The organism is Streptomyces sp. NPDC002328, assembly GCF_042890065.1.
Taxonomy (GTDB): Bacteria; Actinomycetota; Actinomycetes; order Streptomycetales; family Streptomycetaceae; genus Streptomyces.
In genome coordinates this window covers 298,077-311,786 of sequence record NZ_JBIARQ010000007.1, presented here as the reverse complement: position 1 = coordinate 311,786, position 13,710 = coordinate 298,077, and the positions used below count along the sequence as shown (strand labels likewise).

Annotated in this window: 12 protein-coding genes; 9 read left to right on the top strand and 3 right to left on the bottom strand. The window is 73.5% G+C overall.

Annotated features, from left to right (window positions below):
- Window positions 1-30: 30 nt before the first annotated feature.
- The 7 genes from ACFYX4_RS20750 (at window position 31) to ACFYX4_RS20720 (ending at window position 9,627) form a co-directional block, all read left to right on the top strand.
- Window positions 31-2,328 carry a molybdopterin oxidoreductase family protein gene (locus tag ACFYX4_RS20750; RefSeq protein WP_389334970.1) on the top strand — a complete coding sequence of 766 codons (2,298 nt, stop codon included), beginning with the start codon at window positions 31-33 and terminating at the stop codon, window positions 2,326-2,328.
- 136 nt (window positions 2,329-2,464) lie between these two features.
- On the top strand, window positions 2,465-3,946 hold the full coding sequence (locus tag ACFYX4_RS20745) for a CitMHS family transporter (protein WP_389334967.1): 1,482 nt from the start codon (window positions 2,465-2,467) through the stop codon (window positions 3,944-3,946).
- A 17-nt stretch (window positions 3,947-3,963) separates the two neighbouring features.
- Window positions 3,964-5,199 (top strand): MFS transporter, encoded by a 1,236-nt coding sequence (locus ACFYX4_RS20740; RefSeq protein ID WP_389334964.1) that lies wholly within the window; start codon window positions 3,964-3,966, stop codon window positions 5,197-5,199.
- A gap of 414 nt (window positions 5,200-5,613) precedes the next feature.
- Window positions 5,614-6,375, top strand: a complete 762-nt coding sequence (locus ACFYX4_RS20735; RefSeq protein WP_389334961.1) for a hypothetical protein — start codon at window positions 5,614-5,616, stop codon at window positions 6,373-6,375.
- Window positions 6,362-7,024: a class F sortase gene (locus ACFYX4_RS20730; protein WP_389334958.1), complete on the top strand. Its 663-nt coding sequence runs from the start codon at window positions 6,362-6,364 to the stop codon at window positions 7,022-7,024. The genes ACFYX4_RS20735 and ACFYX4_RS20730 overlap by 14 nt, the downstream gene beginning before the upstream one ends.
- A 123-nt stretch (window positions 7,025-7,147) precedes the next feature.
- A complete protein-coding gene (locus ACFYX4_RS20725; RefSeq protein WP_389334955.1) occupies window positions 7,148-8,536 on the top strand; it encodes an aldehyde dehydrogenase family protein in 1,389 nt (462 codons plus the stop codon).
- A gap of 11 nt (window positions 8,537-8,547) precedes the next feature.
- The gene (locus ACFYX4_RS20720) at window positions 8,548-9,627 is read left to right on the top strand and encodes a Zn-dependent alcohol dehydrogenase (RefSeq protein WP_389334951.1); all 1,080 of its coding nucleotides are present in this window, start codon (window positions 8,548-8,550) and stop codon (window positions 9,625-9,627) included.
- Here ACFYX4_RS20720 and ACFYX4_RS20715 read toward each other — a convergent pair.
- From ACFYX4_RS20715 to ACFYX4_RS20705, 3 genes are all read right to left on the bottom strand, one after another.
- Complete coding sequence (locus tag ACFYX4_RS20715; RefSeq protein ID WP_389334948.1) at window positions 9,624-10,598, bottom strand: DMT family transporter; 975 nt, start codon at window positions 10,596-10,598, stop codon at window positions 9,624-9,626. The two genes, ACFYX4_RS20720 and ACFYX4_RS20715, sit on opposite strands and share 4 nt — an antisense overlap.
- A 56-nt stretch (window positions 10,599-10,654) precedes the next feature.
- Window positions 10,655-11,365, bottom strand: a complete 711-nt coding sequence (locus ACFYX4_RS20710) for an ArsR/SmtB family transcription factor (RefSeq protein WP_389334945.1) — start codon at window positions 11,363-11,365, stop codon at window positions 10,655-10,657.
- A 79-nt stretch (window positions 11,366-11,444) separates the two neighbouring features.
- Window positions 11,445-12,086, bottom strand: a complete 642-nt coding sequence (locus ACFYX4_RS20705; protein ID WP_389334942.1) for a TetR/AcrR family transcriptional regulator — start codon at window positions 12,084-12,086, stop codon at window positions 11,445-11,447.
- Window positions 12,087-12,150: 64 nt separating this feature from the next.
- Here ACFYX4_RS20705 and ACFYX4_RS20700 point away from each other — a divergent pair, with 64 nt between their 5' ends.
- Both ACFYX4_RS20700 and ACFYX4_RS20695 read left to right on the top strand, forming a co-directional pair.
- A complete protein-coding gene (locus tag ACFYX4_RS20700) occupies window positions 12,151-13,302 on the top strand; it encodes an acyl-CoA dehydrogenase family protein (protein WP_389334939.1) in 1,152 nt (383 codons plus the stop codon).
- Between the two features lie 101 nt (window positions 13,303-13,403).
- Window positions 13,404-13,691 carry a YiaA/YiaB family inner membrane protein gene (locus ACFYX4_RS20695; protein ID WP_389334936.1) on the top strand — a complete coding sequence of 96 codons (288 nt, stop codon included), beginning with the start codon at window positions 13,404-13,406 and terminating at the stop codon, window positions 13,689-13,691.
- Window positions 13,692-13,710: the final 19 nt, after the last annotated feature.

The following is a 13,710-nucleotide window of genomic DNA, read 5'->3' as shown; positions in this document are numbered from 1 at the left end:
GAAGAGGCACCGCTGCCCCCGGGAGGACCCGTGTCCCGCACCGCCCTGCGAATCTGTCCGTTGTGCGAGGCCACCTGCGGGCTGACGCTCACCCTCGACGAGACCCGGGTCACCGGCGCCCGCGGCGACCGTGACGACGTCTTCAGCAAGGGGTTCATCTGCCCGAAGGGCGCCTCCTTCGCGCAGGTCGACGGCGACCCCGACCGGCTGCGCACCCCCCTCGTGCGCCGGGACGGCGAACTGCGCGAGGCCACCTGGGAGGAGGCCTTCGACGCCGTCGCCGCCGGGATCCGGCAGGTCGCCGACCGGCACGGACCGCACGCCGTCGGCGTCGTCCTCGGCAACCCCAACGTGCACACCGTGGCCGGCGCGCTCTACCCGCCGGTGCTCCTCGCCGGGCTCGGCACCCGCAGCCTGTTCACCGCGTCCACGGTCGACCAGATGCCCAAGCACGTCTCCAGCGGGCTGCTGTTCGGCGACGCCAACGCCATCCCCGTGCCGGACCTCGACCGCACCGACCACCTGCTGCTGATCGGGGCCAACCCGCTGGAGTCCAACGGGAGTTTGTGCACCGCGCCCGACTTCCCCGGCAAGCTCAAGGCCCTCAAGGCCCGCGGTGGCACCCTCACCGTGATCGACCCGCGCCGCACCCGCACCGCCAGGCTCGCCGACCGGCACATCGCGATCCGGCCCGGCACCGACGCCCTGCTGCTCGCGGCGATGGCCCACACCCTCTTCGAAGAAAGCCTGGTCGATCTGGGGGAATTGACCCCCCATGTCGAAGGAATGGCCGAACTCCGCGACGCCGTACAGGACTTCACCCCCGAAGCCGCGTCCGAGGCCTGCGATGTGGACGCCGCCGAGATCCGCGCCCTCGCCCGCGAACTCGCCGTCGCCCCCACCGCCGCCGTCTACGCCCGCATCGGCAGCTGCACCGTTCCGCACGGCACCCTCGCCAGCTGGCTCGTCGACGTCCTCAACATCCTCACCGGCAACCTCGACCGGCCGGGCGGCGCCCTCTTCCCGCAGGCCGCCACCGACCGGACGCCCCGCCCCGCCGGCCCCGGCCGCGGATTCACCCTCGGCCGCTGGCACTCACGGGTGAGCCGGCACCCCGAGGCCAAGGGCGAACTGCCGCTCTCCGCGCTGGCCGAGGAGATCGACACCGCCACCGAGGAGGGCGAGCCGGTCCGCGCGCTGATCGCCGTGGCCGCCAACCCGGTGCTGTCCGCGCCCGACGGCGACCGCCTCGCCAAGGCGCTCGACTCCCTCGACTTCATGGTCAGCGTCGACCCCTACCTCAACGAGACCTCCCGCCACGCCCATGTCGTCCTGCCGCCGCCCCCGCCCTCGCAGAGCCCGCACCACGACTTCGCCTTCAACACCCTCGCCGTCCGCAACCAGGTCCGCTACACCCGCCCCGCGGTCCCGCTGGAGCCCGGCCGGATGGCCGAGAGCGAGATCCTCGCCCGGCTCACCCTCGCCGCGACCGGCATGCACGGCGCCGACCCGTCCGCCGTCGACGACCTGGTGATCGGCCAGACCCTCGGCAAGGCGGTGAAGGAACCGCACTCGCCCGTGCACGGACGCGACCCGCGGGACCTCGCGGCCGAGCTCACCGGCGACACCGGCCCCGAACGCCGGCTCGACATGATGCTGCGCCTCGGCCCCTACGGCGACGGCTTCGGCGCCCGGCCCGACGGACTGAGCCTGGCCCGGCTGCTGGAGCACCCGCACGGCATCGACCTCGGACCGCTCCGCTCCCGCCTGCCGCAGCCGCTGAGGACCGCGAGCGGACGGATCGAGCTGCTGCCCGCGCCGATCGCCGGCGATCTGCCCCGGCTGCGGGCCGCGCTGGCGGAACGCCCCGACGGGCTCCTCCTCGTCGGACGCCGCCATCTGCGGTCCAACAACAGCTGGATGCACAACGTCCCCGCCCTCACCGGCGGCACCAACCGCTGCACCCTGCACATCCACCCCGACGACGCCGAACGGCTCGGCGTCCGCGACGGCGCCCCGGTGCGCCTGAAGGGCGCCGGGGGAGAGGTGACCGCCCCGGCCGAGGTCACCGACGGCGTCCGCAGGGGCGTCGTCAGCCTCCCGCACGGCTGGGGACACGACCGTCCCGGCACCCGCCTCAGCCACGCCTCCGCCGACCCCGGCGTCAACGTCAACCAGCTCCTCGACGGCAGCCTGCTCGACCCGCTGTCCGGCAACGCGGTCCTCAACGGCGTCCCCGTCGAGGTGTCCGCGCTCGCCGCGCCCGCGACGGCGACGACGGCCGCCGGGGCGGCCCCGCAGCCCGAAAAAGTCATGCCGCTGACCTGAGCAAAGCTGTGACCAGGACTTTTGCGCTTATTGCTCGCACGTCAACGTCTTGTTAACACCGTTTGAACGGTCCTAACGTCGACGCACCGCCGACCCCCAGGTGGGATGTTCAAGGGCGAACGTTAGGTATCCACTCATGCTGACCATCCTCGGCTTCGCCATGATCGCGACCTTTCTGGTCCTGATCATGATGAAGAAGATGTCGCCGATCGCGGCGCTCGTGCTGATCCCGGCACTCTTCTGCGTCTTCGTCGGTAAGGGCGCCAAGCTCGGCGACTACGTCATCGACGGCGTCACCAGCCTCGCCCCCACCGCGGCGATGCTCATGTTCGCGATCGTCTACTTCGGTGTGATGATCGACGTCGGCCTCTTCGACCCGATCGTGCGGGCCATCCTGAAGTTCTGCAAGGCCGACCCGCTCCGCGTGGTCGTCGGCACGGCGCTCCTCGCCGCGATCGTCTCCCTCGACGGCGACGGCTCCACCACCTTCATGATCACCGTCTCGGCGATGTACCCGCTGTACAAGCGCCTGAAGATGAGCCTGGTCGTGATGACCGGTGTCGCCGCGATGGCCAACGGCGTGATGAACACGCTGCCCTGGGGCGGTCCGACGGCCCGCGCCGCCACCGCGCTGAAGCTCGACGCCAGCGACATCTTCGTGCCGATGATCCCGGCGCTCGCCGTGGGCCTGCTCTTCGTCATCGCCCTCTCGTACGTCCTCGGCCGCCGCGAGCGCAAGCGGCTCGGCGTGCTGACCCTGGACGACGTCCTGGTCGAGGAGGGACCCGGCTTCGTCAAGGACGAGGCCGCGGCGAAGGCCGAGCGGAAGGAGACCGAGACGGTCCTCGTCGGCGCGGGCTCCGCCGCGGCCGGCACGGGCGGCACGGGCGCCTCCGGCGACGCCAAGTCGCCGGTGAGCACGGGCGGTTCGGGCTCCGGCACGGACGCGGACGCCGACGACGAGCCCGAGGAGACCTTCGCGGTCCTCGACCCCGAGCGGCCCACCCTGCGTCCCAAGCTGTACTGGTTCAACGCGCTGCTCACGGTCGCGCTGCTGACCGCCATGATCATGGAGTACCTGCCGATCCCGGTCCTCTTCCTGCTCGGCGCGGCGCTCGCCCTGACGGTCAACTTCCCGCACATCCCCGACCAGAAGGCCCGGCTCGCCGCCCACGCCGACAACGTCCTGAACGTCTCCGGCATGGTCTTCGCCGCCGCCGTCTTCACCGGCGTCCTCCAGGGCACCGGCATGGTCGACCACATGGCCAAGTGGATGGTGGACGTCATCCCCGAGGCGATGGGCCCGCACATGGCCCTCGTCACCGGTCTGCTGAGCCTCCCGCTCACCTACTTCATGTCCAACGACGGCTTCTACTTCGGCGTCCTGCCGGTGCTCGCCGAGGCGGGCGCGGCGCACGGCGTCTCGCCGCTGGAGATGGCCCGCGCCTCGCTCGTCGGCCAGCCCCTGCACATGTCCAGCCCGCTGGTCCCGGCCGTCTACGTCCTGGTCGGCATGGCCAAGGTCGAGTTCGGCGACCACACGCGGTTCGTGGTGAAGTGGGCGGCGCTGACCTGCCTGGTGATCCTCGCCGCCGGAATGCTGTTCGGAATCATCTGATCGCACGGAGGAAAACCATGGGGCCCGGTGGGAACCGCGGCTGGCTGCTCCGCCTCGTCATCGCCTTCGGCTTCGCGCAGGGGGCGGTGTCGATGGCCCGGCCCGCCGTCTCCTACCGGGCCCTCGCGCTGGGCGCGGACGAGCGGGCGGTCGGCGTCATCGCCGGCGTGTACGCGCTGCTCCCGCTGTTCTTCGCGGTCCCGCTGGGACGCCGTACCGACCACGGCCGGTGCGCGCCGCTGCTGCCGGTCGGGGTGGTCCTGATATCCGGCGGCTGCGCGCTGAGCGGCGTCGCCGGCTCGCTGTGGACGATGGCCCTGTGGAGCGGGGTGATGGGCCTCGGACACCTCTGCTTCGTCATCGGCTCGCAGTCCCTCGTCGCCCGCCAGTCCGCGCCGCACGAACAGGACCGCAACTTCGGTCACTTCACCATCGGGGCCTCCCTCGGCCAGTTGGTCGGACCGGTCGCGGCGGGCGGGTTGATCGGCGGCCACGACATGGCCGGCAGCAGCGCGCTCGCGCTGCTCGTCGCGGGCGCGGGCGCGGCCGTCGCGTTCACCTCGCTGTGGCGCATCGAGCGGCGCGACTCGACGGGCAAGTCCCGTACCGCGAAAGGGGACCGGGTGCCGGTCGGCCGGATCCTGCGCGCGCGGGGCGTGCCCGGGGGTATCCTCGTCAGCCTGTCGGTGCTGTCGGCGACCGACATCCTCACCGCGTATCTGCCGGTGGTGGGCGAGCAGCGGGGCATCGCGCCGTCCGTGATCGGCCTGCTGCTCAGTCTGCGCGCGGCGGCCTCCATCGCCTGCCGCCTGGTGCTCACCCCGCTGCTGCGGCTGCTCGGGCGGACGGCGCTGCTGACGGTGACCTGCCTGCTGGCGGCGCTGCTGTGCGCGGGGATCGCGCTGCCGGCGCCGGTGTGGGCGCTCGGCGTGACGCTCGCGCTGCTCGGCTTCTGCCTCGGGGTCGGCCAGCCGCTGTCGATGACGACGGTCGTCCAGGCCGCGCCGGACGGCGCCCGCTCCACGGCCCTCGCGCTGCGCCTGACCGGCAACCGCCTCGGCCAGGTGGCGGCCCCCGCCGCCGCGGGGCTGATCGCCGGGGTGGCGGGGGTGGGGGCGCCGTTCGTGATGCTCGGGGGGTTGTTGGTGCTGTCATCCGGGGTCGCACTGCGATCACCTGCGGCGGCACCGAAGAACCCCGAGGCGGCGTCGGCCGGGCGAGGGTCGGACAAGGGGACTGTCGGGGGCGGCTGATTGTGGGTCGGTGCGGGGGACTGGGCATCGGCGGGAGTGGCCCCACCCAGGGGCGCGGGGAACTGCGCGAACGACCACGGACGGGGCCGCACCCGCCTTGCCGCCTGTGGGCCTACGGCGCCCGCCGCGGGGCGGTGCGGGGCGGCGCGGGGGACCAGGGATCGGCGTGAGTGGCCCCACCCAGGGGCGCGGGGAACTGCGCGAACGGCCACAGACAGGCCGCACCCGCTCCACCACCCGTGGGACCCGCTCCACCGCCCGTGGGCGCCGGGCGCCCGAGGCGGGCCGTTGGGCCAGGTGAGGGAAAAGTGACGGTGTGTCGAGGGGTGTCGGCCGGGGGTGAGGTGTGGGTGTGAAAGAGAGTCAGGTGAAAGCGCGATTTGTATGAAAATCGTCTGACTCGGAGGAACATCCATGTCCACCTTGATGCTCCCGACCGCGGCCGGCGCACGCCTCGGCGTCACGGCCCTCGCGGTGCTCGGCGCCGCCGGGGCCACCTGGCTCGCAGCCCCCACCGCCGTGGCCGCGCCCGGAGACGGCGCCGACATCAGGATCCACAATGAGCGCGTCCCCTTCGGAGTGTCGAAGGACGACCCCGTGGTCTGCCGGTTCTACCTCGACGCCGCCAACTTCGGCGAGGTGACGAGCGTCGCGTACACCATCGAGGCGCAGCCCCCACTGCCCACCGCCGCCACGGTCTCCGGCACCATCACCCTCGCCGGCGGCGCCGGCCACACCGACACGCTCGGGCTGGCCGACGGGCAGTACCGGCTCACCTGGACCGTCGTCGGCGGCACCGGCCCGCGCGAGAAGGTCTTCCGGGTCGACTGCGACGACGACCGCCAGGGCTTCGGCAACCAGTCGAACAACGGCAACGGCAACGGCAACGGCAACGGCAACGGCGGCCAGGGCAACGGCCCGCAGTCCAACGGCAACGGCAACAGCAACGGCGGCGGTCAGGACAGCGGCCGTGGCCAGGACCCCGGCAGCCCGATCTCGGACAGCGGCCGTGAGGGCGAGGGCCCCAAGGGCGGCGTCCACGCCGGCGGCGGCGGCCTCGTCGACACCATGCAGGCGTACACCCCGCTGAGCGCGGCCGCCGCCGTGGGCCTGGTGGTCCTCAGCGGCGCCGCGTACCTCCGGCTGGTCCGCCGTCGCTCGCATGGTGCCGCGTAGGCGCCGACGCAGGCCCTGGTACCGGACCCGCGTCTACCGCCTCGTCAGGACGGCCGCCCTCGCGGCCGTCCTGGTGACGGCCGGGGTCCGGTGCGGCGGCCCCCACCAGTCGGCCGACCCGGCCGCCGGGGGCGACGCGCGTTCCCGGGCCGGGTCCGCGTCGGCCGCCCCGACGCCCCCGCCCCGCCCGCTGCCCCGCTCCCGGGCCACCACCCTGCGCGTGCCCTCCCTCGGGATCGACGCCCCCGTCCTCGGACTGCGGCTCGGCCGCGACCGGCAGCTGGAGACCCCGCCGCTCGACAAGCCCAAGGTCGTCGGCTGGTACGAGGGCGGGCCCAGCCCCGGCGAGCGCGGCACCGCCGTCATCGTGGGCCACCGCGACACCAGGACCGGCGCCGCCGTCTTCGCCGCCCTCGCCCGCGTGAAGGCCGGCAGCCGGGTCGAGACCCGGCGCGCCGACGGCCGCACCGCCGTGTACACGGTCGACCGGGTCAAGGTCTTCGACAAGGCCCGCTTCCCCGACAAGGAGGTCTACGGTCCTCGCAAGCGCCCCGAACTGCGGCTGCTCACCTGCGGCGGTCTCTTCGACCGCAGGACGGGCTACACCAGCAACGTCGTCGTCTTCGCCCACCTGGCCGCGACCCGCTGACCCCGCCCCCGCGCGGCCGGCGGGTCCGTGAGGCGTCGCACCCGGGGTGCCCCTGGCGTCCAAAAACTATCGACGCTAGTTTAGGGCGCGGACGACGAGGACCGCCCGAAGGGAACGCGAGCGATGAAGGCACACGACGGCATCTACCTCGACGGCGCCTGGCGCCCCGCCGCAGGCCAGGACGTGATCGAGGTCGTCGACCCGGCCGACGAGCGGGTGATCGCCACCGTCCCGGCCGGAACCGCCGAGGACATTGACGCCGCCGTGCGGGCCGCCCGCGCCGCCCTCCCGGGCTGGGCCGCGACGGCGCCCGCCGAGCGGGCCGCACGCCTCGCCGCCCTGCGGGACGCGCTGGCCGCCCGCAAGGACGAGATCGCCGAGACCGTCACCGCCGAACTCGGCTCCCCGCTGCCCTTCTCCCAGGCCGTCCACGCCGGCCTCCCGCTCGCGGTCGCCGGCTCCTACGCCGAACTGGCCGCCGCGCACCCCTTCGAGGAGAAGGTCGGCAACTCCACCGTCTTCCACGAGCCGATCGGCGTGGTCGGGGCCATCACCCCCTGGAACTACCCGCTCCACCAGATCGTCGCCAAGGTCGCCCCGGCCCTCGCCGCGGGCTGCACCGTCGTCCTCAAGCCGGCCGAGGACACCCCGCTCACCGCCCAACTCTTCGCCGAGGCGGTCCACGAGGCCGGCGTCCCGGCCGGCGTCTTCAACCTCGTCACCGGCCTCGGCCCGGTCGCCGGGCAGGCCCTCGCCGAGCACCCGGGCGTCGACCTGGTCTCCTTCACCGGCTCCACCGCCGTCGGCCGCAGCATCGCCGCCACCGCCGGCGCCGCGATCAAGAAGGTCGCCCTCGAACTCGGCGGCAAGTCCGCCAACGTCATCCTCCCGAGCGCCGACCTCGCCCGCGCGGTCAACGTCGGCGTCGCCAACGTCATGTCCAACTCCGGCCAGACGTGCAGCGCCTGGACCCGCATGCTGGTCCACCGCGACCAGTACGAGGAGGCCGTCCAGCTCGCCGCGGCCTCCGCCGCCAAGTACGGCGACCGCATCGGCCCGCTCGTCAACGCCAAGCAGCGGCAGCGGGTGCGGGGTTACATCGAGCAGGGCGTCGCCGAAGGGGCCAGGGTGGTCGCGGGCGGACCCGAATCCCCGCACGAGCGCGGCTACTTCGTCAGCCCCACCGTCCTCGCCGACGTCACCCCCGACATGACCGTCGCCCAGGAGGAGATCTTCGGCCCGGTCCTGTCGATCCTGCGCTACGAGGACGAGGACGACGCCCTGCGCATCGCCAACGGCACCGTCTACGGCCTCGCCGGAGCCGTCTGGGCCGGCGACGAGGCGGAGGCCGTCGCCTTCGCCCGCCGCATGGACACCGGGCAGGTCGACATCAACGGCGGCCGCTTCAACCCCCTCGCGCCCTTCGGCGGTTACAAGCAGTCGGGCGTCGGCCGCGAACTCGGCGCGCACGGCCTCTCCGAGTACCTCCAGACCAAGTCCCTCCAGTTCTGAGGAGCCCTCACATGGTCCGAGCAGCCGTCCTGCCCGCCGTGGGCGCGCCCCTGGAGATCACCGAGATCGACCTCCCCGATCCCGGGCCCGGACAGGTCCGCGTCCGGCTAGCCGCCGCCGGCGTGTGTCACTCCGACCTCTCCCTGACCAACGGCACCATGCGCGTCCCGGTCCCGGCCGTCCTCGGCCACGAGGGCGCGGGCACGGTCGTCGCCGTCGGCGAAGGGGTTGCGAGCGTCGCGCCCGGTGACGACGTCGTCCTCAACTGGGCCCCGTCCTGCGGCCGTTGCCACGCCTGCGGGCTCGGCGAGGTCTGGCTGTGCGCCAACGCCCTGGTCGGCTCAGCCGACGTGTACGCGCGCACCGCCGCCGGCACGGACCTCCATCCCGGCCTGAACGTCGCCGCGTTCGCCGAGGAGACGGTCGTCCGGGCCTCCTGCGTCCTGCCGTTGCCCGACGGCGTCCCGCTCGCGGACGCCGCGCTCCTCGGCTGCGCGGTCCTCACCGGCTACGGCGCGGTCCACCACTCCGCGCGCGTGCGGGCCGGCGAGACGGTCGCCGTGTTCGGCGTCGGCGGAGTCGGCCTGGCGACCCTCCAGGCGGCCCGCATCGCCGGGGCCTCGACGATCGTCGCCGTGGACGTCTCCCCGGAGAAGGAGGACCTCGCCCGCGCCGCCGGTGCCACCGACTTCCTCGTCGCCTCCGACAACACCGCCCGCGAGATCCGCGCCCTCACCGGGAAGCAGGGCGTGGACGTGGCCGTGGAGTGCGTGGGCCGGGCGGTCGCCATCCGCACGGCCTGGGAGTCGACCCGCCGCGGCGGCCGGACCACGGTCGTCGGCATCGGCGGCAAGGACCAGCAGGTCACCTTCAACGCCCTGGAGCTCTTCCACTGGGGCCGCACCCTCTCCGGCTGCGTCTACGGCGACTCCGACCCGGCCCGCGACCTCCCCGTGCTGGCCGCCCACGTCCTCGCCGGCCGGCTGGACCTGTCCGCCCTGGTGACCGAACGGATCGCCCTGGAGGGCATCCCGGCGGCCTTCGACAACATGCTCGCCGGGAAGGGGGGACGGGCGCTGGTGGTCTTCTAGCGGGAGCCTCCTGCCTGGAGGTTTTCTCCCCCGGAGGTCTTCTGGTGGGAGGTCTTCGAGGGGACGTCGGCCCCGTCGCTCACGGGTCGCCGGCGTCGCCTCGACCGCGACACCGCCACCCCCGCCAGGCACAGCGCCCCGCCCGCCAGCGTGAGCGGGCCCGGCACCTCGTCGAGCGCCAGCCACGACATCAGCACCACCAGCGCCGGGACGGCGTACGTGGTGGCGCCCATGCGCCCCGCCGTCGTCCGGGCCAGGGCGTACGCCCAGGTGGTGAAGGCGAGCGCGGTCGGGAACACGCCCAGATAGACCATGTTCAGCGTGGCCGACACGGGCGCCTGGGCCGCCTCGTGGACCAGCTGCCCGGCGAACGGCAGACACAGCAGCGCCCCCACCAGGCACCCGAACGTCGTCACCTGAAGGGCGCTCGCCGTGCCCAGCGCGGGCTTCTGCGCCACCACCCCGCCCGCGTACCCGACGGCGGCCAGCAGGCACAGCACCACCCCGAGCAGCGAGGAACCGTCCCCGCTGGACATGGACAGCCCCACGATCGCCGCGCCCGCGAAGGACACCGCCATCCCGGCCAGCAGCCGCGGCGGCAGCCCGTCCCCGAGGAACCGGGCCGAGAGCAGCGCGATCAGCAGCGGACCGACGTTCACCACCAGGGCCGCCGTCCCCGCGTCCACCTCCCGCTCGCCCCAGTTCAGGACCACCATGTAGCAGCCGAACCACAGCACGCCCGACACGGCGATGCCGCGCCAGGACGCCCTCGGCGGCCACCCCTCCCGCCGGACCAGGCAGATCAACCCCAGCGTCAGGACCCCGGCCAGCAGCCGGCCCAGCGCCAGCGCGCCCGGCGAGTACGCGCCGCCCGCACTGCGGATCGAGACGAACGCCGAGGCCCACAGCACCACGGTGACGGCAGCCGCACCGGCCGCGAGGAGTTCCGTACGACGAGGGATGTGCATCATGCTCCAGAGGCTAGGAAGGGAAAGGGGCGCGGGGCTCGCGGATTTCGGACCGACGGCTACCGGAGCGCCGCCCCGTCGACGCCCAGCAGGTCGGCCAGCGCGCGTTCCCCCGCCGCCGTCACCCGCACCGCCCGCTCGGAGCCGATGCGTTCGCACCATCCCGCGTCGAAGGCGTGCCGGCACAGGGCCGCGCCCGCGACGCCGGCGAGATGGGGCCGGCGCTCGGTCCAGTCGAGACACGCGCGGGCGAGCGGCCGCCGGCCCCCGCGGTCGAGGCCGATGCCGACGCCCTCGAACCACCGCAGTCCCGCCTCCGTCAGCGCGAACCCCGTCTCCCGGAGCAGCAGTCCGCATGCCCCGAGGGCGTCGGTGACCGTGATGCCGAGCCGCCCGGCGAGATGGTCGTAGCAGGTGCGGCCACGCGCCATCGCCGACCCCGCGCTCGACGCGCGCAGGCTCCGGGGCCCCGCGACGGCGTCCGGGGCGACCTGGGCCGCGAGGTCCTCCACCAGCTGGGCGACCCGGGCGTCGGCCAGCCGCACGTAACGGTGCCGGCCCTGCCGTTCCTCGGCGAGCACGCCGCCCGCGACGAGCTTGCCGAGGTGCTCGCTCAGGGTGGACGCGGCGACACCCGCGTGCCGGGCCAGCTCGCCCGCGGTCCACGCCCGGCCGTCGAGCAGCGCCAGCAGACACGCGGCCCGCGTCTCGTCGGCGAGCAGCCCGGCCAGCCGGGCCAGCAGCGGGGCCCGCGGATCCCTGGTGGTCATGCCACCCAGCATGCGCCACGGACGTTTCGGCGCCCGCCGAAGTGTCCCGGGGTGAGGGGCTTGGGCGCCGTCACGCGGCTCACGCGCCGCGCCGGACCTGCTCGTACTGCTGCGCCAGCCCGTCCAGCAGCGCCGTGAGACCCGTCTCGAAGGCCCGTTCGTCGACCTTCTCCTGCTGGTCGGCCAGCAGATGGGCCTGCCCGAGGTGCGGGTAGTCGGCCGGGTCGTACGCACCGGCGTCGCCCACGAAGCCGCCCGCGAAGGAGCCGAGCGCGGAACCCATGATGAAGTACCGCATCAGCGCGCCGATGGAGGTGGCCTGCGCGGGCGGCCAGCCGGCGTCGACCATCGCTCCGTAGACCGCGTCCGCGAGCCGCAGCGCGGCCGGACGGCGGCCGGGGCCGCGGGCCAGCACCGGGACGATGTTGGGATGGTCGCGCAGGGCCGCCCGGTAGGAGACCGCCCAGTCGTGCAGCGCGGTCCGCCACTCCCGGCCGTCCTGGAACATCGCCAGGTCGACCTGGGCGCTCACCGAGTCGGCGACGGCCTCCAGGATCTCGTCCTTGGTGCGGAAGTGGTTGTAGAGCGAGGGCCCGCTCACCCCCAGCTCGGCGGCGAGCCGGCGGGTGGAGACGGCCACCAGGCCCTCGGCGTCCACGAGCGCGCGGGCCGTCTCGACGATGCGGTCGGTGCTCAGCAAGGGCTTGCGCGGTCGGGCCATGGCGCACATAGTAGGGCGGGCACCAGAAACTAGCAGTGCTAATTAAAAGGTGGGGTGACGCGTCATGCAGCTGGGGCTCAGCGAGGAGCAGGAGGCCGTCCGACGGCTGGCCCGGGACTTCGTGGAGCGCGAGATCGCCCCGCACGCCGTCGCCTGGGACCGCGCCGAGGAGGTCGACCGCGGCATCGTGAAGAAGCTCGGCGAGGTCGGCTTCCTGGGGCTGACGATCGACGAGGAGTACGGCGGCTCGGGCGGCGACCACCTCTCGTACTGCCTGGTCACCGAGGAGCTGGGCCGCGGGGACTCCTCCGTGCGCGGCATCGTGTCCGTCTCCCTCGGGCTGGTCGCCAAGACCGTCGCGGCGTGGGGGAGCGAGGAGCAGAAGCGGCGCTGGCTGCCCGGCCTGACCTCGGGCGCGTACGTCGGCTGCTTCGGTCTGACGGAGCCCGGCACCGGCTCGGACGCCGGGAACCTCACCGCCCGCGCGGTCCGCGACGGCGACGGCTATGTCATCGACGGCACGAAGACGTTCATCACCAACGGCACCTGGGCCGACGTCGTGCTGCTCTTCGCCCGCTCCACCGACGCCCCCGGGCACAAGGGCGTCTCCGCCTTCCTCGTCCCCGCCGACACGCCTGGACTGACCCGCCGCACCCTGCACGGCAAGCTCGGCCTGCGCGGCCAGGCCACCGCCGAACTGGTCCTGGAGGGTGTGCGGGTGCCCGCGTCCGCGCTGCTCGGCGAGGAGGGCAAGGGCTTCTCCGTCGCGATGTCCGCCCTCGCCAAGGGCAGGATGTCGGTCGCGGCGGGCTGCGTCGGCATCGCCCAGGCCGCGCTGGACACGGCCGTGCGGTACGCGGGCGAGCGCGAGCAGTTCGGGAAGACCATCGCCCACCACCAGCTCGTCCAGGAGCTGATCAGCGACATCGCGGTCGACGTGGACGCCGCCCGGCTGCTCACCTGGCGGGTCGCGGACCTGATCGACCGCGGGCTGCCCTTCGCCGTCGAGTCCTCCAAGGCCAAGCTGTTCGCCTCGGAGGCCGCCGTGCGCGCCGCCAACAACGCCCTCCAGGTCTTCGGCGGCTACGGCTACATCGACGAGTACCCGGCGGGCAAGCTGCTGCGCGACGCCCGAGTGATGACTCTCTACGAGGGCACCAGCCAGATCCAGAAGCTGGTGATCGGGCGGGCGCTCACGGGCGTCTCGGCGTTCTGAGGCCGCGTGACGGCGTTGTGAGGCGCGTGACGGCGTTCTGAGTACGGGACTGAGTAGGTGCGCGGATGTGGCGTGGGCCACGCCGGCCCGATGCTGTGCCCATGAGTGACACACCGGTCAAGCAGCAGAACACCGCCGCGTTCTACGGCCAGGCGGTCGCGTCCTTCGCCGTGGCCATGGCGGCGACCGCCGTCGGCATCTACCAGTTGAACGCCGACGCCTGGGTGCGGGCCTTCCTGGCGATCGCCGTCCTCTACCTGGTGACGTCCGCCTTCACCCTGGCGAAGGTCATCCGGGACCGGCAGGAGGCCGGGCAGATCGTGAGCCGGGTCGACCAGGCCCGCCTGGAGAAGCTCCTCGCCGACCACGATCCCTTCGAGAAGCTCTGAGCGACCCGGCTGAGCGGGC